Source organism: Pseudomonas sp. SWRI111 (assembly GCF_014268555.1).
Taxonomy (GTDB): domain Bacteria; phylum Pseudomonadota; class Gammaproteobacteria; order Pseudomonadales; family Pseudomonadaceae; genus Aquipseudomonas; species Aquipseudomonas hamedanensis.
In genome coordinates this window covers 689,977-713,015 of sequence record NZ_JABWQQ010000001.1, presented here as the reverse complement: position 1 = coordinate 713,015, position 23,039 = coordinate 689,977, and the positions used below count along the sequence as shown (strand labels likewise).

Sequence of the window (23,039 nt, the reverse complement as noted above, 5' to 3'; positions counted from 1 at the left end):
TTACCTCGCATTACTGGCACCAACCGGGGATTCCGGCTGTAGCTTCAGGTAGAAGTAGAACAGCACCAAAGTGATCGCGATCAACAACGCCGCACCGGCACTCGCCAGGCCCCAGTTGAGGAACGACTGCACCTGCTGAATGATGAACTCCGGCAGCATCATGTTCTGCGCGCCGCCGAGCAACGCCGGGGTGACGTAGTAACCGAGCGACATCACGAACACCATCAACCCCCCGGACGCCAGACCCGGCCGGCACAGCGGCAGGAACACCCGGAAGAAGTTGGTCCATGGGCTGGCGCCGCAGATGGAGCCGGCCTGCAGGATCATCGGGTCGATGGCCTGCATGGTCGCCTGCAACGGCAGCACGATGAACGGGATCATGATGTAGCTCATGCCGATCACCACACCGGTGAGGTTATGCACCATCTCCAGCGGCTGATCGATGATGCCCAGCGCCATCAGCGCCTTGTTGATCACGCCGGACGCTTGCAACAGCACCAGCCAGGAGTAAGTGCGGGCGAGCAGGCTGGTCCACATCGACAGCAGCACGATATTGAGGATCCAGCGCCCCCAGCCGCGCGGCACCAGCGTGATCGCCCAGGCCAGCGGAAAGCCCAACAACAGGCTGAACAGCGTCACCAGCCCGGCCACCGAAAAGGTGTTGAGCAGCACCCGTGCATACGCCGAGTTGGCGAACAGTTGTTCGTAGTTGCCCAGGCCCGGCACAGGTTCGAGCACGCCACGCAACAACAAGCCAATCAACGGCGCGAGAAAGAACAGGCCGAGGAACAGCAGCGCCGGAACGAGGTTGCCGGCGCCGCGCCAGCGTTGCTTGAAGGCCGAACCGGCAGCGCTGCCAGCGCTCCCGGTGGCCGTGGAGGGGCGGGGCGCAGTGGCCGCGATTTTCATTTGACCAGCCATTCGTTCCACCGTGTCGCGATGGCCGGACCGTTCTTGGCCCAGTACGCGAAATCAAGGGTGATCTGATCCTTGGCGTAGGCCGTCGGCAGGTTGGGGGCCAGCGTCGAATCCAGACGCTCCACACTGTCGAGGTTGACCGGGGCGTAAGCGGTCAGGTTGGAGAAGTCGGCCTGGCCTTTGGCACTGCTGGCGTTGGCCAGGAACTTCATCGCCGCGTCCTTGTTTTTCGCGCCCTTGGGGATGACCAGAATGTCGGCCATGACCAGGTTCTGTTTCCAGCTCACGCCAACCGGCGCGCCGTCTTCTTGCAGGGCGTGCACGCGCCCGTTCCAGAATTGGCCCATGCTCGCTTCGCCGGACGCCAGCAGTTGCTGCGACTGCGCGCCGCCGCCCCACCAGACGATGTCTTTCTTGATGGTGTCGAGTTTCTTGAAGGCGCGATCCAGATCCAGCGGATAGAGCTTGTCGGCCGCAACGCCATCGGCCAGCAGCGCCAGTTCGAGCACGCCAGGGCTTGGCCATTTGTACAGGGCGCGTTTGCCGGGGAAGGTTTTGGTGTCGAACAGTGCGCTCCAGTCCTGCGGTTTGTTGGCGCCGAGCTTGCCTTCGTTGTAGCCCAGGACAAAGGAGAAGAAGAACGAACCGACGCCGTGATCGCTGACGAAGCGCGGGTCGATCCTGTCGCGCTGGATCACTTTGAAATCGAGGGGTTCGAGCAGGCCTTCGGCTGCGGCGCGCAGGGCGAAATCGGCTTCGACATCGACCACGTCCCACTGCACGTTGCCACTCTCGACCATGGCCTTGAGTTTGCCGTAGTCGGTCGGGCCGTCCTGCACGACGGTGATGCCGCTGGCCTTGCTGAACGGATCGGCCCAGGCCTGTTTCTGCGCATCCTGGGTGCTACCGCCCCAGCTGACAAAATTGACGCTCTCGGCCGCCATTGCAGCCTGGCCGGTAACGCTGAGCAGTCCCGCGAACAAGATCGCGGTTGCAGCTTTGTTCAACACCATTTTTACGCCCTCATTGTTGTGTTTTTGAGCGGGCCTTGCGTTGTTGCCCGCCTGTCGGGAGCAGTAGCTGGATGCTTTGTTGGAGCCTCCGGTCTATGGAATATCATATTATGGTATTCCAAGCTTTGTGCAAGCACTTTGCCTTACCGGTTATCTGGCGAAGCTGGTTTTTGGGAACTCAGATGAATCAATTTGAAATGCAAAACCCTGTAGGAGTGAGCCTGCTCGCGATTGCGGTGTATCAGTCAACAACATTGCTGAATGTCACACCGCAATCGCGAGCAGGCTCACTCCTACAGTTTGGATTTGTGTTTGACGTGAGTTACTCGGTGAAAGGGATGCTCTCGACGACCTCCAGGTCATACCCGGTCAAACCCGCATACTTCAGCGGCGGCCCGAGGTGGCGCAGCTTGCCCACCCCCAGGTTCTGCAGAATCTGCGCCCCAGTCCCCACTTCCGAATAAATCCGCGACTGCGAGCGACTGAACTGCCGTGGCGGCTGAGTCAACTGCGGCACACGTTCAAGCAATGCCTGCGACGATTCATGATTGGCCAACACAACCACAACCCCGTGACCTTCCGCTGCGACCCGTTGCAGCGCCGCCCATAACGTCCAGTTCGTCGGCCCGCTGTACTCGGCGCCGACCAGATCGCGCAGCGGATCGATCACATGCACGCGCACCAGCGTGGGTTCTTCACGGCGCAGGTCGCCCATGACCATCGCCATGTGCACGCCGCCCTCGATGCGGTCTTCAAAGGTGATCAAACGGAAGGTGCCGTGCACCGTCGGCAGCTCACGTTCGCCAATCCGCTCAATCGTGTGCTCGGTGCTCAGGCGATAGTGGATCAGGTCGGCGATGGTACCGATCTTGATCCCGTGCTTGCGCGCGAACTGTTCCAGATCCGGGCGGCGGGCCATGGTGCCGTCGTCGTTCATCACTTCGACAATCACCGAAGCCGGCGTGAATCCGGCGAGGCGCGCCAGATCGCAACCGGCCTCGGTGTGGCCGGCGCGGGTCAGCACGCCACCTTCCTTGGCACGCAGCGGGAAGATATGACCGGGCTGCACCAGGTCGTCGGCGCGGGCATTCGGCGCGACAGCAGCGGCAACGGTGCAAGCGCGGTCCGCTGCGGAAATGCCGGTGGTCACGCCAACCGCCGCCTCGATCGACACGGTGAACGCGGTGCTGAACACGCTGCCGTTGCTCGGCACCATCTGTTCCAGGCCCAGACGCTGGCAGTGTTCGTCGGTCAGCGTCAGGCAGATCAAGCCGCGCGCTTCGCGAGCCATGAAACTGATAGCCTCCGGTGTGCAGCGGTCGGCGGCCAGCAGCAGGTCGCCTTCGTTCTCGCGGTCTTCGTCATCGACCAGCAGAACCATTTTGCCGAGGCGATAATCTTCGATGATTTCTTCGATGCTGTTGAAGGCCATGCTGGACTCTCAGGGTTCGTTGGAAATATATTGGTATACCATAATACAAAATCAACAAAGAGGTCACTATGAAGGCGTACTGGATTGCTCATGTGGATATAGCCGATGCCGATCGCTACAGCCAATACACCCAACGCACGCCGCAGGCGATTGCTGCGTTTGGCGGAAAGTTTTTGGCCAGAGGCGGGCGCAGCGAGGCGATGGAAGGGCGGCCAACGCCGCAGCGCACCGTGATCATCGAGTTTGAGAGCTACGAAACAGCCGTGGCGTGCTATCGCTCGGCGGCGTATCAGGAGGCGAAAAGTTACCGCGAGGAATGGGCGAGGGCGGAGATCATCATCGTCGAGGGCATCGCCCCGATCTAGGAAAACACTGCTATCCCCTTGTGGGAGCGGGCTTGCTCGCGAATGCGGTATGTCAGCAACGAATATGTTTCTGACATACCGCATTCGCGAGCAAGCCCGCTCCCACAGGGAATTTTTCCCGAGAATCAGCGCATGAAATGGATTTTTCCGCTGTCGTCATTGCCCACGTAGATCCCGTAAACCCCCGCCTGGCGCTCTTCGATGTAGCGCTCGAGAATCTGCCGGATCGCCGGGTAGTAAATCTGTTCCCACGGAATGTCTTCAGGTGCGAAGAACTTGTAGTCCAGCGTTTCCGGACCGAACTGCCCGGTGATCTCCAGCGCGATCGCGCGGAAGATGATGTACACCTCGCTGATCTTCGGCACGCTGAAGATCGAATACGGCGAGATGATTTCGGCGCGCACGCCGCTTTCTTCCCAGACTTCGCGCAATGCCGCCTGCTCGGTGGTCTCGCCGCTTTCCATGAAGCCGGCGGGCAGCGTCCAGGTGCCCGGGCGCGGTGGGATCGCCCGCTGGCACAACAGATATTTGCCGTCCTGCTCGATGATGCAGCCGGCAATGATCTTCGGATTGACGTAGTGGATGTAGCCGCAGCCGCGGCACATCAGGCGCTCGTGCGTATCGCCCGGCGGCGTCTGCTGACCGAGGTCAGGGCCACCGCATTTCGGGCAAAAGCTCGGGCTGAACATGTCAGTGCCCGATGCGCGGTTCTTTCAGCGCAATCGGCAGGGTGATCGTCGGGGTGCCTTGGACGGCGACGCCGGTTTCTTCCTGCTTGCGCTTGAGGTAATCCAGAGCCACGGCAGCGGCGGCGCGGACGTGATCGACACACGCCTGATGCGCCGCCAGCGGATCGCCGCTCTTGATCGCCTCGACCATTTTTTCCATCTCGTGATTACTCGCGCCGCGGCGGTTTTCCTGCGACACCGAGGTCGCGCGAAGATAGCTGATGCGCGCCTGCAACTGACGCAACTGCGTGGCCGCGACATGGTTGCCCGAGCCTTCGAGCAGCACGTCGTAGAAGCCTTGCACCGAGTCGATCACTTGCTGCAGCTCGCCATCCTTGAGCGCCTTGCGGTTATCGTCGAGAGCTTTTTCCAGGGCCTTGATGTCCTTGGCCTTGGCGCGCAGGGTGAACAGCTGGACGATCAGGCCTTCGAGCACGCAGCGCAATTCGTAGATATCTACGGCATCGGCCAGGGTGATAATGGCAACGCGCGGGCCTTTGGCGTCGGCGAACTCCACCAGGCCTTCGGACTCAAGGTGACGCAAGGCTTCGCGCACCGAAGTGCGGCTGACACCGAGGCGATCACAGAGGTCGCGTTCGACCAGACGATCGCCTGGCATGAGCTGGAAATTCATGATCGCGCTACGCAGTTTGTCCAACACGATTTCGCGCAGGGTAACGGGGTTGCGATTGACCTTGAAGCTGTCATCGAGTGGCTGGCGTTTCATAGGGTCCGCTCTTTAAGTTGGCTGTCCATGCCAGACGGGCATCTAAACAGCCGAGGGGTTGACTGAGGCCTCGGCGTCGGCTTCGGCGAAGGCTTCCCGGGCCAGCCGGAAACTGTCGACGGCTGCCGGAACGCCGCAATAAATACCGACCTGAAGGAGAATTTCGCGTATTTGCTCACGACTCAGGCCGTTACGCAAGGCGCCACGCACATGCAGCTTGAGTTCGTGCGGGCGGTTGAGCGCCGAGATCATCGCCAGGTTGATCATGCTGCGCTCCTTGAGCGACAAACCCTCGCGGCCCCAGACATGGCCCCAGCAGTATTCGGTGACCATTTCCTGCAGCGGGCGGGTGAAGTCGTCGGCGTTCTCTATAGAGCGTTGCACATAGGCTTCGCCGAGTACCTGCGTGCGAATCTTCAGGCCTTTTTCGTACTTTTCGTTACTCATGAATCCTCCAGTCACCACAATCCCCTTGTAGGAGTGAGCCTGCTCGCGATAGCGGTGGATCAGTCAACATCAATGTTGAATGTCAGTCCGCTATCGCGAGCAGGCTCACTCCTACAGGGGATCTGTGTGAATCCGTCAGGTCAGGGCAGGCAACGCACCGAGCTTGCCCTTGTGATAAATCATCGGTGTCACCGGTTGCGCCGGCAGGATCAGGTTCTTCACTGCGCCGACAATGATCGCGTGATCGCCGCCGTCATACTCACGCCACAATTCGCACTCGATGATCGCCGTGGCCTTGGCCAGGATCGGGTTGCCCAGTTCGCTCAAATGCCACTCGATGTTTTTAGCCTTGTCCTTGCCTTTACCGGCGAACGCGTAGGCTTCGGCGGTCTGTTCGGCAGAGAGCAAATGAATGGCGAATTTCTTGCTGTCACGCAGCACCGGGTAGGTGTCGGACGCGTAGTTTGGGCAGAACAGCACCAGCGCCGGATCAATCGACAGCGCGCTGAAGGCGCTGGCGGTGATGCCGGCGATGCCGCCGTCCGGGTCGAGGGTGGTGACCACCGTGACGCCGGACGGGAACGAGCTCATGACGTCTTTGTAAATGCCGGGTTCGATCATTTCGCAGGACTCCTAGCGCATCACAAACGGATCAGGCATCGGCGCCTGAGAGAGGTTGATCCACACCGTTTTCAGTTCGGTGTAGGCCAGCACCGAATCGATGCCGCTTTCGCGTCCATAGCCACTGTTCTTGAAGCCGCCGATCGGCGCCATCGCCGAGACCGCGCGGTAAGTGTTGACCCAGATAATCCCCGAGCGCACATCGCGCGCCAGACGATGGGCGCGGCCCAGATCGCGGGTCCAGATGCCGGCGGCGAGGCCGAACTGCGAGTCGTTGGCGATGGCCAGCGCTTCAGCTTCGTCTTTGAAACGAATCACTGAGGCTACCGGGCCGAAGACTTCTTCCTGCATGATCTTCATCGAGTTGCGGTCACACTCGAACAGCGTCGGCTCGTAGAACCAGCCTTCGCCAAGCCCGGCCGGACGCTTGCCGCCGGTGCGCAGACGCGCGCCTTCGGCAATGGCATCGGCGACCAGACCTTCGACCACCGCCAGTTGCTGCGCGGTGGCCATCGGGCCCATTTCGCTGTGGTCTTCCTGTGGGTTGCCGATGCGGATACGCTGGGCGCGTTCGACCAGACGATTGACGAACTCGTCGTAGATTTCGTCCTGCACCAGCAAGCGCGAACCGGACACGCAGCTCTGCCCTGAAGCGGCGTAGATCCCGGCAATCGCGCCGTTGATCGCACTGTCGAGATCGGCATCGGCGAAAATGATGTTCGGCGACTTGCCGCCCAGTTCCAGCGACAGCTTGGCGAAGTTTTCGGCGCTGCTGCGCACCACATGCCGCGCCGTTGCCGCGCCACCCGTGAAGGCAATCTTGCGGATCAGCGGATGACGGGTCAGTGCAGCGCCTGTGCTTGGGCCGTAACCGGTGACGACGTTGACCACACCCGGCGGTATCCCGGCCTCAAGTGCCAGACGTGCCAGCTCCAGAATGGTGGCCGACGCATGCTCGGACGGCTTGATCACAATCGTGTTGCCGGCGGCGAGGGCCGGGGCCAGTTTGATTGCGGTCAGGTACAGCGGGCTGTTCCAAGGAATGATCGCGGCGACCACACCCATCGCTTCGTGCACGGTGTAGGCAAACAGGTCGGGCTTGTCCAGCGGCAGCGTACCGCCTTCGAGCTTGTCGGCGAGGCCAGCGGTGTAATGAAAGAACTCTGGCAGATAGCTGACCTGACCACGGGTTTCGCGGATCAGCTTGCCGTTGTCGCGGCTCTCCAGCTGCGCCAGGTGTTCCTTGTTTTCCGCGATCAGGTCGCCGAGGCGGCGCAGCAGCTTGCCGCGAGCGGTGGCGGTCAGGCCGCGCCACGCCGGGCTGTCGAACGCGGTTTGCGCGGCCTGCACGGCGCGCTCGACGTCCGCTTCATCGGCGTCGGGCAGTTGCGCCCAGGCTTGGGCGGAGGCCGGGTTGAGGCTTTCGAAAGTCTTGCCGGAGAGGGCGTCGACCCATTCTCCGCCGATGCACATCTGGAAGCGTGCGAGCGTCATGCAACGATCCCCTTTATATGGTTTTGTCGGGCGTTTGCGTATTGGAGAAATTCGAGCAGCATCTGGTTGACCAGACGCGGCGACTCTACCGGCATCATATGCCGTTGCTCGGGCAGCACGGCAACCTTCGCACCGGGGATACGCCGGGCCAGTTGCTCGGCCATTTCCGGGGTCGATCCCGGATCGAGTTCGCCAGTGGCGATCAGCGTCGGCGCCTGAATGCTGCTCAGGTCGTCGGCGCGGTACATGTCTTGAGTCGCGAACAGTTCGTAGGTGGTCAGGTAGCCCTGCGGATCGTTGTTCGCCAGGGTCTGGCGCAGCGCCGCGATCTGCGCCGGGTTGGCTGCTTGATATTCGCGGCTGAACCAGCGCGACAGCGCCGCTTCGGCATTGGCGTCGGGGCCATGCTCGGCGGCCTGCGCGGTACGGGCGATGACGCCGGCGCGCTGTTCTTCGCTGCGATTGAACACGCTGTTCAGGACTACCAGGCTTTGCAGGCGCTGCGGGTAGTGCAGGGCGAAGGCCCGCGCGACCAGGCCGCCCATGGAGAAACCGATCACCGCCGCCTGCGGCAGATTCAGGTGATCAAGCAGCTCAAGCAACTGATCGGCATAACCGAGCAGGTCGGTGCCACTGGCCGGTCGCGGGCTGGCGCCGTGGCCAAGCATGTCGTAGGCGATCACCTGATATTGGCTGGCGAGGCCGACAATCTGCCCGCCCCACATTTCTTTGTTCAGGCCCACGCCGTGGATCAAGACCACGGGCTGGCCTTGGCCGGTCGCCAGGTAACTGGTGCCAGCCGGGGTGAGTTCAGCGGTGAGCCGAATCATGGAGCGCTCCTGCAATGCCTTTCTTGTTGTGATTACTGGGCTTTTTCGGCGGCCAGTTCTTCCAGATCGATGTAGCGGTTGCCGATGCGCGGGTGCAGACGACCACCGTCGGCGCAACCGAGCACGACGACGATTTCGTCGGCACGCGGCGCGTCTTCAATCTGCATTTCCAGGGTGATGTAGTGCGAACGCAGGCCTTCGTCGTCCTTGTGCATCATCGGGATCTGAATCGACGTGCCCGGACCGCCGCGCTTGTTGGTGAAGCTCAGGTAGCTCTTGGCTTTCACCGCTTCGCGGTAGTGATTGCCGAAGCGCAGGGTGTGGATCACCGCCGAAGCGTGCTCGATCTCGCCGTCAGCGCCGACCACCGCCGCTTTGCCGTAAGCCTCGATTTTTTCCGCGCCACCGATGATGCCGACGAGACGCTCGACCATCATTGCGCCGAGGTCCGAGCAGTTGGCGCGAATCTGCGGCTTGAGGTCTTCGACAAAACCGTTGCCCACCCACGGGTTCTTCATGACCACGGCGAGGCCGACCATGGTCACCGGTTTGTCAGCGGCTTTGCCGCCTTCGATGAAGGTTTCTTCGACATAGCTGACGATCTTGCGAATTTCGAAACTCATGAGCTGCTCCGTTGGGGGATTGAGAGTGTCTGTGCGTCTGATGGTATACCATAATACCGATCCTGCAAGTCCCACCGCAAAAATTGCGTCATCCATCCTCCGAATGGCTGCGCATTCACGTCCACCACAAAATCCTGAGATCACCTCCGACCCTTGTGGGAGCGAGCTTGCTCGCGAAAGCGGTGGGTCAGGCAATGAAGATGTTGACTGAAACGACGCCTTCGCGAGCAAGCTCGCTCCCACAGGGGAATGCGTTGGCGACAGCGGCCGCTTGCGGTTAACAAAAGATAACGTGGCGCCGATTGTCAGACATTTACAAAGCCCGATAGGATGAGCCAGCTTCCGAAGTGGCTCTGGATTGCGGGTTTCAGGACTATGCTTCTGACCAGCCATCACAGCAGCACACTTGCGGCGCCCTTGAAGGCCCGATGGCCCAACAATAATAAATAGGGGAAGGTCTATGAGTCGTTGCCGCCCGCCGGCGTTACGCAACACCGCGTTGCTGGCCACAGCACTCTCGCTGCTGGGCTTTGCCACGTTGTCGGCACCTGTGTTTGCCGCCGAGGCCCCGGCTGATGTGGTCTATTCCACCGAATCGGCCAAGGCCGCGAAAAGCCTGATACTCGATGTCGTCCACGCCGGCGCGCGCCTGGTCGCGGTCGGGGATCGCGGACACATTCTCTATTCCGATGACCAGGGCAAGACCTGGACCCAGGCCAAGGTGCCGACCCGGCAACTGCTCACCGCGGTGTATTTCGTCGACGACAAAAACGGCTGGGCGGTCGGCCATGACGCGCAGATTGTCGCCAGCGCAGACGGCGGTCTGACCTGGACCAAACAATTCGAAGACCTTGCACGCGAATCGCCGCTGCTCGACGTCTGGTTCAAGGACGCCAGCAGCGGCTTTGCCGTGGGCGCCTACGGCACGCTGCTGGAAACCACTGACGGCGGCAAGCACTGGGAAGACGTCAGCGATCGTCTCGACAACGAAGACCAGTTCCACCTCAATGCCATCGCCGCCGTGAAAGACGCCGGGCTGTTCATCGTCGGCGAGTCCGGCAGCATGTTCCGCTCCGCCGACGACGGCCAGACCTGGGAAAAGCTCGAAGGCCCGTACGAAGGTTCGCTGTTCGGCGTGATCGGCACGGCGCAGGCGCAGACCCTGTTGGCCTATGGCTTGCGCGGCAACCTCTACCGCTCCACCGATTTTGGCAGCACATGGGAACAGGTCGAACTGAAAGCCGCACGGGGTGCGCTGGAATTCGGCCTCTCCGGCGGCACGCTGCTCGAAGATGGCTCGATCATCATCGTCGGTAACGGCGGCTCAGTGATCAGCAGCAGCGACAACGGCGAGACGTTCAGCGTGTTCAACCGCCCGGACCGCATTTCGCTGTCCTCGGTCACTGCTGCCGGCGACGGCAATCTGATTCTGAGCGGGCAGGGCGGTGTACACCTCACCCAGCCAAACGGTGCCGAGATTAATAACAAGAAGGCGGGGCTATGACTTCCTTGATCACTCCTCAGCAGGAAAAGGCGACGGTGCTCGAGCGCCTGATCTTCAACAACCGCCCGGCCGTGATTCTGATCTGTCTGGTGGTGAGCATTTTTCTGTTCTGGCAGGCCACGCTGATCCGGCCGTCCACCAGTTTCGAAAAAATGATCCCGCTGCAGCATCCCTTCATCGAAAAGATGATGGAACACCGCAACGATCTGGCGAACCTGGGCAACACCGTGCGTATTTCGGTGGAAGCCACTGACGGCGACATCTTCTCCAAGGAATACATGGAGACCCTGCGCCAGATCAACGACGAAGTGTTCTACATTTCCGGCGTCGACCGTTCCGGCCTGAAATCGCTGTGGAGCCCGAGCGTACGCTGGACCGAAGTGACCGAAGAGGGTTTCGCCGGCGGTGAAGTGATTCCGCAGAGCTACAACGGCTCCCAGGACAGCCTCGATCTGCTGCGCAACAACGTGCTCAAGTCCGGTCAGGTCGGACGTCTGGTGGCCAACGATTTCAAGTCGAGCATTGTCGACATTCCGCTGCTTGAGGCGTACCCGGACCCGCAGGATCAGGGCAAGTTGCTGGCACTGGACTACCGCAAGTTCTCCCATGAACTGGAAGACAAGATCCGCAACAAGTTCGAAGCGCAGAACCCCAACATCAAGATTCACATCGTCGGTTTCGCCAAGAAGGTCGGTGACCTGATCGACGGTCTGGTGATGGTGGTGCTGTTCTTCGGCATCGCTTTCGTCATCACCCTGATCCTGCTGCTGTGGTTCACCAACTGCTTGCGCAGCACTATCGCGGTGCTGAGCACGACGCTGGTGGCGGTGGTCTGGCAGCTCGGCTTGATGCACTTTTTTGGCTTCGGGCTTGATCCGTACTCGATGCTGGTGCCGTTCCTGATTTTCGCCATCGGTATTTCCCACGGCGTGCAGAAGATCAACGGTATCGCTTTGCAGTCCAGCGAAGCGGACAACGCCCTGACCGCCGCGCGCCGCACCTTCCGTCAGTTGTTCCTGCCGGGGATGATCGCGATTCTGGCGGACGCGGTGGGCTTCATCACCCTGCTGATCATCGACATCGGTGTGATCCGTGAACTGGCGATCGGCGCCTCCATCGGCGTGGCGGTGATCGTGTTCACCAACCTGATCCTGCTGCCGGTTGCCATTTCCTACGTCGGCATCAGCAAGCGCGCAATTGCCAAGAGCAAGAAGGACGCGAACCGCGAGCATCCGTTCTGGCGCCTGCTGTCGAATTTCGCCAGCCCGAAAGTCGCGCCGATTTCGGTCGCGCTGGCACTGATCGCCTTCGGTGGCGGCCTCTGGTACAGCCAGAACCTGAAGATCGGCGACCTCGACCAGGGCGCGCCGGAACTGCGCCCGGACTCGCGCTACAACAAGGACAACAACTTCATCATCAGCAACTACTCGACCAGCTCCGACGTGCTGGTGGTGATGGTAAAGACCAAGGCTGAAGGCTGCTCGCGCTACGAAGCCATGGCGCCGATCGACCAGTTGATGTGGAAGATGCAGAACACCGAGGGTGTGCAGTCGGCGATCTCGCTGGTGACCGTGTCCAAGCAGATGATCAAGGGCATGAACGAGGGCAACCTGAAATGGGAAACCCTGTCGCGCAACCCGGACGTGCTGAACAACTCGATTGCCCGCGCCGATGGTCTGTACAACAACAGTTGCTCGCTGGCGCCGGTTCTCGTGTTCCTCAACGACCACAAGGCCGAAACCCTCGACCGTGCCGTGCACGCCGTGCAGGAATTCGCCAAGGAGAACAACAAGGACGGCCTGGAATTCATCCTCGCCGCCGGCAACGCCGGGATCGAAGCGGCCACCAACGAAGTCATCAAACAGGCTGAGCTGACCATCCTGATTCTGGTGTACATCTGCGTGGCGGTGATGTGCATGATCACCTTCCGCTCATGGGCGGCGACCCTGTGCATCGTCCTGCCGCTGGTGCTGACTTCGGTACTCGGCAACGCGCTGATGGCGTTCATGGGTATCGGCGTGAAAGTCGCCACGCTGCCAGTGGTGGCGCTGGGGGTAGGGATTGGCGTCGACTACGGCATCTACATCTACAGCCGCCTGGAAAGTTTCCTGCGTGCCGGGTTGCCGTTGCAGGAAGCCTATTACCAGACGCTGAAATCCACCGGTAAAGCGGTGCTGTTCACCGGCCTGTGCCTGGCGATTGGCGTGTGCACCTGGATCTTCTCGGCCATCAAGTTCCAGGCCGACATGGGCCTGATGCTGACGTTCATGCTGCTGTGGAACATGTTCGGTGCGCTGTGGCTGCTGCCGGCCCTGGCGAAGTTCCTGATCAAGCCTGAGAAACTGGCAGGACAGAAGGGCAACTCGTTGTTTGCCCATTGATCTGAAGGCCTGAAACGACAAAGCCGCAACCTGGACAAGGTTGCGGCTTTTTCATGCTTTAAATTTCACGCAGTTCCAGTGTGGGAGCGGGCTTGCTCGCGAATGCGGTGTGTCAGTCGAAACAGTGTTTACTGACACACCGCATTCGCGAGCAAGCCCGCTCCCACAGGGGATTTTCGGTGTGTCAGGAGAGTTCGGTGCCAAGCACTACGCTGAGGGCACTGCGCGCATCGTCCAGCTGCACCAACGTCGCATGCCGGGCGCCCAGCGCATCACGATTCTCGATTGCCGTGAGAATCGCCTTGTGCCTTGGCAACGCCAGCTCATGCAGGTTCGGCCGCTGGTTGGAATGCTTCAACGCCTCGGCAATCGCCACCGACAGCATATTGCACAGATTCGCCAGCAAGTCGTTGTGCGTGGCGTCGGCAATCCGGCTGTGGAAGTCCAGGTCCGGCTGCAACAAGGCCTCCGGTGTCGGCGCGGTTTCCATGCGTTGGTAGGCTTCGCTGATGGCGGCGATGTCGGCGTCAGTCGCATGCTGAGCGGCGAGGGCGGCTGCCGCAGGTTCGATGATGCTGCGCACGCTGGTCAGCACGTTGAAGAATTCATTCTGCGGGCTACTTTGCATCAGCCAGTGCAGCACGTCCGGGTCGAGCATGTGCCATTCGCGGCGCGCCTTGACCACCGTGCCCACGCGGGGCTTTGAATACACCAGACCCTTGGCCACCAGCACCCGCGTGGCTTCACGCAACACCGGTCGACTGACCGCGTATTCCTCGCAGAGCAGGGCTTCGGCGGGCAGTTTGTCGTCGGGCAAAAAGCGTCCGGAGACGATCTGCATGCCCAGTTCCTGGACGATGCGCGAGTGCATGCTTTTACGGTCGGAAGGTTTGCGGTAATCCATGGGGAGCGACGCGATCCTGAGCGATGGAGATGCCGCGCATCATAGCAGGCACGGCACAGATTTGAGGCGATACGCAAAAGCAACTGTGGGAGCGGGCTTGCTCGCGAAGGCGGTGGGTCAAACAACATAACTGTTGAATGTGCCGCCGCCTTCGCGAGCAAGCCCGCTCCCACAGGGATTTGTGTGATCAGTGGGAGTGACGCGGGACCTCGGCCCCTCGGCAACCCACCAGGAAGTCGAAGTCACAACCCTGATCCGCCTGCAGCACATGGTCGATGTACAACTGACGATAGCCACCCACCAGCAATTGCTGCGGTGGCTGCAGATCGGCCATGCGCGCCGCCAGTTCGGCGTCCGGGATGTCCAGATGCAGACGACCGCTGGCGCAATCGAGTTCGATCCAGTCGCCTTCCTGCACCGCCGCCAAAGGCCCGCCCGCTGCGGCTTCAGGTGCGACGTGCAAAACCACCGTGCCGTACGCCGTGCCGCTCATGCGTGCGTCGGAGATACGCACCATGTCAGTCACGCCCTGCGCCAGCAGCTTGGCCGGCAAGCCCATGTTACCGACTTCAGCCATGCCGGGATAACCCTTCGGCCCGCAGTTCTTCATGACCAGGATCGAATCTTTGTCGACATCCAGCTCCGGATCATTGATCCGCGCCTTGTACATGTCGAAGTTTTCGAACACCACCGCACGACCGCGATGCTGCATCAGTTCAGCGGTAGCGGCGGACGGTTTGAGTACCGCACCCAGCGGCGCCAGGTTGCCGCGCAATACGCAAATCCCGCCGTCAGCGCGAATCGGGTTGTCGAGGGTGCGGATCACTTCGTCTTCGCCGTAGATCGGCGCGTCTTTGGTGTTCTCGCCGATGGATTTGCCGTTGACGGTCAGCGCATTCGGGTTGGGAATCAGATTGGCCTCACCGAGGCGACGCAGTACCGCTGGCAAGCCACCGGCGTAGTAGAACTCTTCCATCAGGAAACGCCCGGACGGTTGCAGGTCGACAATGGTCGGCATGCCACGACCGATGCGGGTCCAGTCGTCCAGATCGAGCTCAACGCCAATGCGCCCGGCGATGGCCTTCAAGTGAATGACGGCGTTGGTCGAACCACCGATGGCAGCGTTGACGCGAATGGCGTTTTCAAAGGCTTCCTTAGTCAGGATCTTCGACAGTTTCAGGTCTTCTCGAACCATCTCCACCGCACGCATGCCGGACATGTGTGCCAGCACATAACGCCGTGCATCCACCGCCGGAATCGCCGCGTTGTGCGGCAGCGAAGTGCCCAGCGCTTCAGCCATGCAGGCCATGGTCGACGCGGTGCCCATGGTGTTGCAGGTGCCCGCCGAACGCGACATGCCGCCCTCGGCCGCGAGGAAATCGTCAATGGTGATGGTGCCGGCCTTGACCTGTTCGCTGAGCTGCCAGACCACGGTGCCGGAACCAATGTCCTTGCCCTTGTGCTTGCCGTTGAGCATCGGCCCGCCGGTGACGACGATCGCCGGCACGTCGCAACTGGCCGCGCCCATCAGCAGGGCCGGGGTGGTTTTGTCGCAGCCGGTCAGCAGCACCACACCGTCAATCGGGTTGCCGCGAATCGCTTCTTCAACGTCCATGCTCGCCAGGTTGCGGGTGAGCATGGCGGTCGGGCGCAGGTTCGATTCGCCATTGGAGAACACCGGGAATTCCACCGGAAAACCACCGGCCTCGATCACCCCGCGTTTGACGTGCTCCGCGATCTGGCGGAAGTGCGCGTTGCACGGGGTCAATTCCGACCAGGTGTTGCAGATGCCGATGATCGGCTTGCCGTGGAACTGATGGTCGGCGATGCCCTGATTCTTCATCCAGCTGCGGTACATGAAGCCGTTCTTGTCGGCCGTGCCAAACCATTGGGCGGAGCGCAGGGTGGGTTTCTTATCAGACATGATCGTTTCTCTTATTGTATGACTATAGTGTTCCAGCGATGGCTTAACATAAGCTCAAAATCCACCGTTTGGAAGTGTTGTTGAGTAAATAGTATTACTATATAGTCGTTTTCGACGGAGGGATGGCCCTGACGGTTTTCCGTGAGAGGCGTCCCCCGAGGTTCTATAAAAACAACAATCGGAGACCGATCTCATGAGCCAGGAATTGCGGCTTATCCGGCGCATCACGCTGAAACTGATTCCCTTCCTGATCCTGCTGTACCTGATCGCCTATGTGGATCGCTCCGCCGTCGGCTTCGCCAAGCTGCACATGGGCGCCGACATCGGCATCGGCGATGCGGCCTACGGCCTGGGCGCCGGGCTGTTCTTTATTGGTTATTTCCTCTTCGAAATCCCCAGCAACCTGATGCTCGAACGCTTCGGCGCGCGGCGCTGGTTCGCACGGATCATGATTACCTGGGGCGCGATCACCATCGGCATGGCCTTCGTGCAAGGGCCGCACAGTTTCTACGTGATGCGCTTTCTGCTCGGCGCGGCGGAGGCGGGCTTCTTCCCTGGCGTGCTGTACTACATCACCCAGTGGTTCCCGGTACGCCATCGCGGCAAGATCCTCGGGCTATTTATCCTGTCGCAACCGATCGCCATGATGATCACCGGCCCTGTGTCCGGCGGTTTGCTCGGCATGGACGGCATCCTCGGCCTGCACGGCTGGCAGTGGCTGTTCATCGTTATCGGCACCCCGGCGATCCTGCTGACCTGGCCGGTGCTGCGCTGGCTGCCGGACGGCCCGCAGCAAGTGAAGTGGATGGATCAGTCTGAAAAAGACTGGCTGACCGGCGAGCTGAAAAAGGACTTGCAGGAGTACGGCCAGACCCGCCACGGCAATCCGCTGCATGCACTCAAAGACAAACGCGTGCTGCTGCTGGCGCTGTTCTATCTGCCGGTAACACTGAGCATCTATGGCCTGGGCCTGTGGCTGCCGACGCTGATCAAACAATTCGGCGGCAGCGACCTGGTGACCGGGTTCGTCTCATCGGTGCCGTACATCTTCGGGATCATCGGCCTGCTGATCATTCCGCGCAGCTCCGACCGCTTGAATGATCGCTACGGGCATCTCGCCGTTCTGTATGTACTGGGTGCGATCGGCCTGTTCCTCAGCGCCTGGCTCTCGTTGCCGGTGGCGCAACTGGCGGCGCTGTGTCTGGTGGCGTTTGCTTTGTTTTCGTGCACCGCCGTGTTCTGGACTTTGCCGGGGCGGTTCTTTGCTGGCGCCAGTGCGGCGGCGGGGATTGCGTTGATCAACTCGGTGGGCAACCTTGGCGGTTACATCGGACCTTTCGTGATTGGTGCATTGAAGGAATACACCGGCAACCTGGCTTCGGGGTTGTACTTCCTTTCTGGCGTGATGGTGTTCGGGCTGATTCTGACCGGCATTGTTTATCGTGTGCTGGAACGCAAGCACGTTTTACCCGTCGACCAATTCGCCGCCAGCGCGCGGGGCGCAACCCGCACCTGACTGACTAACACTGGCCCCCTGTAGGAGTGTGCCTGCTCGCGATGGCGGTGTATCAGCGAAAAATTTGCAAACTGACACACCGCCATCGCGAGCAGGCTCACTCCTACAGGGATTGGCGGTGGCTTTGAAAAACAGGAGAAAAACATGCATCTGGTGCAATTCGAATTAACCAACGGCGAACGCCGCGTCGGCGTGGTCGACAACGGTCAGGTCCGCGAAGTGCAAGACGCCCGCAGTGTGCGCGATCTGGCGCTGGCCGCGATCGAAGCAGGCAGCACCCTTGAGCAGCAGGTGCAGACCCTTGGCCTCGGCGCCAGTCACGACTACGCGCAGTTGCTCCACGACCTGCGCATCCTGCCGCCGCTGGACCACCCGGACCCGGCGCACATGCTGGTCAGTGGTACCGGCCTGACTCACCTGGGCAGCGCCTCGGCCCGCGACAAGATGCACCAGCAGGCCGGCGACGAAGCGGCGATGACCGACACCATGCGCATTTTCAAGTGGGGCGTGGAGGGCGGCAAGCCGGCGGCGGGGCAGGCCGGTGTGCAACCGGAATGGTTCTACAAGGGCGACGGCAGCATCGTCGTGCGTCCGGGCCAGCCGTTCCCGCTGCCGCCGTTTGCCGAAGACGCCGGCGAAGAGCCAGAGATGGCCGGCTTGTACATCATCGGTAACGACGGCAAACCGTATCGCCTCGGTTTCGCGGTGGGCAACGAGTTCTCCGACCACGTCATGGAGCGCAAGAATTACCTTTACCTCGCGCACTCGAAATTGCGCAGTTGCAGTTATGGTCCGGAACTTCGCACCGGTGAATTGCCTCAACACCTTGCCGGCACCAGTCGAATCCTACGTGACGGCGAGGTGCTGTGGCAGAACGAGTTCCTCAGCGGCGAGGCCAACATGTGCCACAGCCTGGCGAACCTCGAATACCACCACTTCAAATACAGTCAATTCCTGCGTCCGGGCGACGTGCACATTCATTTCTTCGGCACCGCGACCCTGTCGTTTGCCGACGGCATCCGCACCCAGCCGGGCGATACCTTCGAGATCAGCCAGGCCGACTTTGGCGCACCGCTGGTCAACGGCATCGCACCGGTCAAAGCGGCTTTTGAACCGGACAGCATCGGCACCCTTTAAGGAGATCCCATGACTCAGATTCTCGGTCACAACTACATCGGCGGACAGCGCAGCGCCGCCGGCACCGTCAAATTGCAATCGGTTGACGCCAGCACCGGCGAAGCCTTGCCGCACGACTTCATTCAGGCCACGGCGGAGGAAGTCGACGCCGCCGCCAAAGCTGCCGCAGCGGCTTACCCGACGTATCGCAGCCTCAGCGCCGAACGCCGCGCGCAGTTCCTCGACGCAGTCGCGGATGAACTGGATGCCCTTGGCGATGATTTTGTCGCCCTGGTCTGCCGCGAGACTGCGCTGCCAGCCGGTCGCATTCAGGGCGAGCGCGGTCGTACCAGCGGGCAGATGCGCCTGTTCGCCAAAGTCCTGCGTCGCGGTGACTTCTACGGCGCGCGGATTGATCTGCCGCTGCCCGATCGCCAGCCGCTACCCCGCCCGGACCTGCGTCAATACCGCATCGGCCTCGGCCCGGTCGCAGTGTTCGGCGCGAGCAACTTTCCGCTGGCATTTTCCACCGCCGGCGGTGATACCGCAGCGGCACTCGCGGCCGGTTGCCCGGTGGTGTTCAAGGCGCACAGCGGTCACATGGCCACCGCTGAGCTGGTTGCTGACGCGGTGATTCGCGCAGCAGAGAAAACCGGCATGCCGGCCGGTGTGTTCAACATGATCTACGGTGGCGGCGTCGGCGAATGGCTGGTCAAGCATCCGGCGATCCAGGCGGTCGGCTTCACCGGTTCGCTGAAGGGCGGTCGCGCTTTGTGCGACATGGCTGCGGCGCGCCCGCAACCGATCCCGGTGTTTGCCGAAATGTCGAGCATCAACCCGGTCATCGTCCTGCCGCAGGCGCTCGCAAAGCGTTCGGAAACAGTGGCTCGTGACCTTACCGCTTCGGTGGTGCAGGGCTGTGGTCAGTTCTGTACCAATCCGGGTCTGGTCATCGGTATTCGCTCGCCACAATTCAGCGCGTTCATCCAGCAACTGGCCGGCCTGATCGGCGATCAACCGGCGCAAACCATGCTTAACGCCGGCACCCTCGGCAGCTACGGCAAAGGCCTGGAAAAACTCTTGGCGCACAGTGGCATCGAACACCTTGCCGGTAATCCGCAGCAGGGCAATCAGGCGCAGCCGCAGTTGTTCAAGGCTGACGTCAGCCTGTTGATCAACGGTGAAGAAGTGCTACAGGAAGAGGTGTTCGGGCCGACCACGGTGATCGTTGAAGTCGCCGATCAGGCACAGCTCAGCGCGGCGCTGCACGGTCTGCATGGTCAACTGACCGCGACGATCATCGGCGAGCCGTCGGACTTCGAGCAATTCGCCGAACTGACGCCGCTGCTGGAACAAAAGGTCGGGCGCATCCTGCTCAACGGTTATCCGACCGGTGTCGAAGTCTGCGATTCGATGGTCCACGGCGGGCCTTACCCGGCGACGTCCGACGCGCGCGGCACTTCCGTAGGCACGCTGGCGATCGACCGCTTCCTGCGTCCGGTGTGCTTCCAGAACTACCCGGACAGCCTGCTGCCGGAGCCGCTGAAAAACGCCAACCCGCTGCGCATTCAGCGTCTGGTCGATGGCAAGCCATCGCGTGAGGCGCTCTAAAGCCAACGACAACCCCTGTAGGAGTGAGCCTGCTCGCGATAGCGGTCTTACATTCAGCATCTCTGCTGGATGACCCACCGCTATCGCGAGCAGGCTCACTCCTACAAGGGGACTGTTTCGACAATAAGTTATCATTGGCACTTTCCCCCCCAAGAAAGACTGTTTGCCATGACTGCCCAAACCCTTCTCAACGCCCTCGAACACTGCGGCATGGTCGAAATCGATGGCCTGCACGCCTTCGAATTCGCCCTCGACGAGGACGATAACCTGCACATCGAATGCATCGATGGCCGTGAAGCGAAGCACTGGGAATTCACCCCGGCGCAGGTCGCGGCGGCGACGTTTGATGAGACGCTGCAGAGCTGGCTGATCGTCGGTTACGCCAGCGACACCAAGACCACGGGCGAGCATCGTCTGGTGTGTCTCGGCGACGTAGTCAGCAGCAGCGACGACGAGGATGACAATAATGAAGATGCGTAATTTCTGGCCCTTGTTGATGGCCGGCAGCGTCGGTGCGATGGGCTTTTCCACGGCGTCCGCCGAAAGCTTCCAATTGCTGGTGGGGTCGTACACCGCCGGCACCAGCGAGGGCCTCTATCGGATGCAGTTCGACAGCGCCACCGGCCAGATCAACCCCAAGCCGCTGCAAGTGGTCAAGAGCGAAAACCCGTCGTGGCTGACCCTGTCCAAAGACCAGACACGTCTGTTCGTGGTCAATGAAAACGGCCCGGGCCAGAGCGACCCGGTCGGTCGCGTCAGCAGTTACGCCATCGACCCGAAAACCCACGCTTTGAGTCTGATCAACCAAGTGCAGAGCCTGGGCAACGAGCCGACCCATTCCAGCCTCAGCGCTGATGCCAGCCATTTGTTCGTCAGCAATTATTCGGTGATGGAAGACCCGGGCGGCACCCTGGCGGTATTGCCGGTCGATGCCGACGGCAAGCTCAAACCGGTGGTGCAAATGAGCGCGCACCCGGCGAGCCGGGTCAATCCTGAGCGGCAAGCTTCGAACCACGTGCATGCAACGGTTTCCTCACCGGACGGTCGCTACGTGTTTTCCAACGATCTCGGTGCGGACAAGGTGTTCATTCACCAGTTCGACCCCAAAGCCAACCCGCACTTGCCGCTGACCCCGGCGAAAACAGCCTCGGTGTCGATGCCGGCCGGTAGCGGCCCGCGTCATCTGCTGTTCAGCGCCGACGGCAAGCACGCCTGGCTGACCATGGAAATGAGCGCGCAGGTCGCGGTGTTCGACTACAACGACGGCGTGCTGACCCAGACGCAACTGGTTGACCTTGCAGCAGGCCAGCCGACCTCGGACAAGGCGGGCGCAGCGCTGCATGCCTCGGCCGATGGCAAATTCCTCTATGTGAGTAATCGCGGCACGGCCAATCAACTCGTGGTGTTCAGCATCGATCCTGCGACCGGGCAGCTCAAAGAACTGCAAAAACGCTCGGTCGACGGCGACCACCCGCGTGAGTTTGCCCTTGATCCGAGCGGCAAGTTCGTCTTGATCGCCAACCAGAAGAGCAACCAGATTGTCGTCGTCGAGCGCGATGCCAAGACCGGTCTGCTCGGCAAAACCGTGCAAAAACTGCCGATGGACGCACCCAGCGACCTCAAGTTTTTGCTGTGACAATAAGCCACAGGCCCGGCTCGCGGGGCCTGTGTCGTTGTATTAATTGCACTGATAACGGCTAATGCTACAAAAGATTTCAAGCGCCAACCCTCCAGCGTTACGTTTGTTTCACAGCCCGACCGGGCAAACCAAGCTAACGAACACGAGGGTTACCGCCATGAACTTCAATCTCTTCTCCGTTATCGCCGCCTCCGCCATTTCCGCCACCGTGGTATTGCCCGCCGGTGCCAACGTCGAAATCGCCAGCAAGAAATCCCACACCCAGAGCTACACCCAGAAATACCTGCAACAAAGCGCCAACTTCTATGCCGCTCTGGATCATAAAACCCAAGCCTGAGCGCACCGTTCCCCGTAGGAGCTGCCGAAGGCTGCGATCCTGATCGTTCCCATGCTCTGCGTGGGAATGCCTCTAGGGACGCTCCGCGTTCCAATGGGACGCAGAGCGTCCCGGTCTGCATTCCCACGCAGAGCGCGGGAACGATCAAGATCGCAGCCTTCGGCAGCTCCTACGCGTGTGCGCGTTCTTCGCTCATAGGTTTTTTCTCGCGGGCAAATAGAGCCGGTAAATAATCAACGAAGCTGATGTTTACTATGGCAAACGCTGAGTGGTTGCTTCGGTTCGTTTGATTGATTCTGTGGGCATCGAAACTTGCCCACGGGAGAACACCATGGCCAGCGCAATCCTCACTTCCGCCAAACGCGGCGCCTACCTGGCCATCGGTCTGTACCTGGCCGTGGTGCTGATCGTCAGCATCGGCTCGCAGATGGAACACCGCTTCGACGCGCCAATCGCCGTCGCCCACCCTGGCATCCAATTCGAAGTCCGTTCGCAGAGCGTGATGGTCGACCGGGCTGAACTCGCGGGAGTTGGTGGCGCATGAAAGGCTATAGACTTTGGGTTATTGCCAGCCTGGCATTGATGACCAACGGCGCGTCATTGCTGGGTTTCGGTCAAGGTTCGGTGGGCGCACTGGCCCGGGCCATAGAGGCCAACCACAACATCGCCCACAACATCGAGCGGGCGAATACGCTGGGCCTGATGGCGGGCAATCCACCGGCCAGAATCGCAGTCGATTTTCTCGGGCCGTTTGAAGTGGATTGCATGGCACTGGGCATGTGCAACGCTCTCGCCTGATGATTGCTCAGCGCTGGGCGATGATCGTTCCCACGCTCTGCGTGGGAATGCCTCAAGGGACGCTCCGCGTTCCAACTCTGGAGTGGACGCAGAGCGTCCGGGGCTGCATTC

The 23,039-nt window shown here is 60.9% G+C and carries 23 protein-coding genes and 1 pseudogene; 11 read left to right on the top strand and 13 right to left on the bottom strand.

Translation table 11 applies throughout. The features are described from left to right. From HU755_RS02890 to ribBA, 3 genes are all read right to left on the bottom strand, one after another. Positions 1-909 carry an ABC transporter permease gene (locus HU755_RS02890; RefSeq protein ID WP_186621415.1) on the bottom strand — a complete coding sequence of 303 codons (909 nt, stop codon included), beginning with the start codon at positions 907-909 and terminating at the stop codon, positions 1-3. Then, positions 906-1,931, bottom strand: coding sequence for an ABC transporter substrate-binding protein (locus HU755_RS02885; RefSeq protein ID WP_186552517.1), 1,026 nt, complete (start codon positions 1,929-1,931; stop codon positions 906-908). Before HU755_RS02885 ends, HU755_RS02890 begins: the two co-directional genes overlap by 4 nt. A 322-nt stretch (positions 1,932-2,253) precedes the next feature. After that, a complete protein-coding gene (ribBA, locus tag HU755_RS02880) occupies positions 2,254-3,363 on the bottom strand; it encodes a bifunctional 3,4-dihydroxy-2-butanone-4-phosphate synthase/GTP cyclohydrolase II (protein ID WP_186630540.1) in 1,110 nt (369 codons plus the stop codon). A 68-nt stretch (positions 3,364-3,431) separates the two neighbouring features. Between ribBA and HU755_RS02875 the strand changes: the two genes are divergently transcribed. Next, the gene (locus HU755_RS02875; RefSeq protein WP_186621297.1) at positions 3,432-3,728 is read left to right on the top strand and encodes a DUF1330 domain-containing protein; all 297 of its coding nucleotides are present in this window, start codon (positions 3,432-3,434) and stop codon (positions 3,726-3,728) included. A 125-nt stretch (positions 3,729-3,853) separates the two neighbouring features. Here the strand turns inward: HU755_RS02875 and HU755_RS02870 are convergent, their stop codons facing one another. From HU755_RS02870 to HU755_RS27760, 8 genes and pseudogenes are all read right to left on the bottom strand, one after another. After that, on the bottom strand, positions 3,854-4,417 hold the full coding sequence (locus HU755_RS02870; RefSeq protein ID WP_186630539.1) for an NUDIX hydrolase: 564 nt from the start codon (positions 4,415-4,417) through the stop codon (positions 3,854-3,856). Position 4,418: 1 nt separating this feature from the next. Continuing rightward, on the bottom strand, positions 4,419-5,183 hold the full coding sequence (locus HU755_RS02865; RefSeq protein ID WP_186630538.1) for a GntR family transcriptional regulator: 765 nt from the start codon (positions 5,181-5,183) through the stop codon (positions 4,419-4,421). A 42-nt stretch (positions 5,184-5,225) separates the two neighbouring features. After that, a complete protein-coding gene (locus HU755_RS02860; protein ID WP_034155594.1) occupies positions 5,226-5,630 on the bottom strand; it encodes a carboxymuconolactone decarboxylase family protein in 405 nt (134 codons plus the stop codon). 135 nt (positions 5,631-5,765) lie between these two features. After that, a complete protein-coding gene (locus HU755_RS02855) occupies positions 5,766-6,251 on the bottom strand; it encodes a flavin reductase family protein (RefSeq protein WP_186630537.1) in 486 nt (161 codons plus the stop codon). Between the two features lie 12 nt (positions 6,252-6,263). Further along, entirely contained in the window at positions 6,264-7,745 is a 1,482-nt protein-coding gene (locus HU755_RS02850; protein ID WP_186630536.1) for an aldehyde dehydrogenase, read from the bottom strand. Further along, complete coding sequence (locus HU755_RS02845) at positions 7,742-8,575, bottom strand: alpha/beta fold hydrolase (RefSeq protein WP_186620468.1); 834 nt, start codon at positions 8,573-8,575, stop codon at positions 7,742-7,744. Before HU755_RS02845 ends, HU755_RS02850 begins: the two co-directional genes overlap by 4 nt. A 32-nt stretch (positions 8,576-8,607) precedes the next feature. After that, entirely contained in the window at positions 8,608-9,198 is a 591-nt protein-coding gene (locus tag HU755_RS02840) for an amino acid synthesis family protein (RefSeq protein ID WP_186630535.1), read from the bottom strand. A 153-nt stretch (positions 9,199-9,351) separates the two neighbouring features. Beyond that, positions 9,352-9,462: pseudogene (locus HU755_RS27760) on the bottom strand (metal ABC transporter ATP-binding protein); the annotation flags it as partial. Between the two features lie 196 nt (positions 9,463-9,658). Between HU755_RS27760 and HU755_RS02835 the strand changes: the two are divergent. Continuing rightward, positions 9,659-10,702 (top strand): YCF48-related protein, encoded by a 1,044-nt coding sequence (locus HU755_RS02835; protein ID WP_186630534.1) that lies wholly within the window; start codon positions 9,659-9,661, stop codon positions 10,700-10,702. Further along, positions 10,699-13,083 (top strand): RND family transporter, encoded by a 2,385-nt coding sequence (locus HU755_RS02830; RefSeq protein ID WP_186551663.1) that lies wholly within the window; start codon positions 10,699-10,701, stop codon positions 13,081-13,083. The genes HU755_RS02835 and HU755_RS02830 overlap by 4 nt, the downstream gene beginning before the upstream one ends. 184 nt (positions 13,084-13,267) lie before the next feature. Here HU755_RS02830 and HU755_RS02825 read toward each other — a convergent pair whose 3' ends face one another. Then, positions 13,268-13,987, bottom strand: coding sequence for a FadR/GntR family transcriptional regulator (locus tag HU755_RS02825; RefSeq protein ID WP_186630533.1), 720 nt, complete (start codon positions 13,985-13,987; stop codon positions 13,268-13,270). A gap of 187 nt (positions 13,988-14,174) precedes the next feature. Then, positions 14,175-15,911: an IlvD/Edd family dehydratase gene (locus tag HU755_RS02820; RefSeq protein ID WP_186551665.1), complete on the bottom strand. Its 1,737-nt coding sequence runs from the start codon at positions 15,909-15,911 to the stop codon at positions 14,175-14,177. 193 nt (positions 15,912-16,104) lie between these two features. On the opposite strand from HU755_RS02820, the gene HU755_RS02815 reads away from it, so the two are divergent. The 8 genes from HU755_RS02815 (at position 16,105) to HU755_RS02780 (ending at position 22,928) form a co-directional block, all read left to right on the top strand. Beyond that, the gene (locus HU755_RS02815) at positions 16,105-17,427 is read left to right on the top strand and encodes an MFS transporter (protein ID WP_186630532.1); all 1,323 of its coding nucleotides are present in this window, start codon (positions 16,105-16,107) and stop codon (positions 17,425-17,427) included. 144 nt (positions 17,428-17,571) lie between these two features. Continuing rightward, positions 17,572-18,564, top strand: coding sequence for an AraD1 family protein (gene araD1 / locus HU755_RS02810; protein ID WP_186630531.1), 993 nt, complete (start codon positions 17,572-17,574; stop codon positions 18,562-18,564). A gap of 9 nt (positions 18,565-18,573) precedes the next feature. Then, positions 18,574-20,154, top strand: coding sequence for an aldehyde dehydrogenase (NADP(+)) (locus HU755_RS02805; protein WP_186630530.1), 1,581 nt, complete (start codon positions 18,574-18,576; stop codon positions 20,152-20,154). Positions 20,155-20,322: 168 nt separating this feature from the next. Next, the gene (locus HU755_RS02800) at positions 20,323-20,634 is read left to right on the top strand and encodes a DUF5629 family protein (protein ID WP_076562525.1); all 312 of its coding nucleotides are present in this window, start codon (positions 20,323-20,325) and stop codon (positions 20,632-20,634) included. After that, on the top strand, positions 20,621-21,790 hold the full coding sequence (locus HU755_RS02795) for a lactonase family protein (protein ID WP_186630529.1): 1,170 nt from the start codon (positions 20,621-20,623) through the stop codon (positions 21,788-21,790). Before HU755_RS02800 ends, HU755_RS02795 begins: the two co-directional genes overlap by 14 nt. Before the next feature lie 160 nt (positions 21,791-21,950). Beyond that, positions 21,951-22,130: a hypothetical protein gene (locus HU755_RS02790; protein ID WP_016775003.1), complete on the top strand. Its 180-nt coding sequence runs from the start codon at positions 21,951-21,953 to the stop codon at positions 22,128-22,130. Positions 22,131-22,461: 331 nt separating this feature from the next. Then, positions 22,462-22,674, top strand: coding sequence for a hypothetical protein (locus HU755_RS02785; RefSeq protein WP_186551670.1), 213 nt, complete (start codon positions 22,462-22,464; stop codon positions 22,672-22,674). After that, entirely contained in the window at positions 22,671-22,928 is a 258-nt protein-coding gene (locus HU755_RS02780) for a hypothetical protein (RefSeq protein ID WP_186551671.1), read from the top strand. Before HU755_RS02785 ends, HU755_RS02780 begins: the two co-directional genes overlap by 4 nt. Positions 22,929-23,039 lie beyond the last annotated feature (111 nt).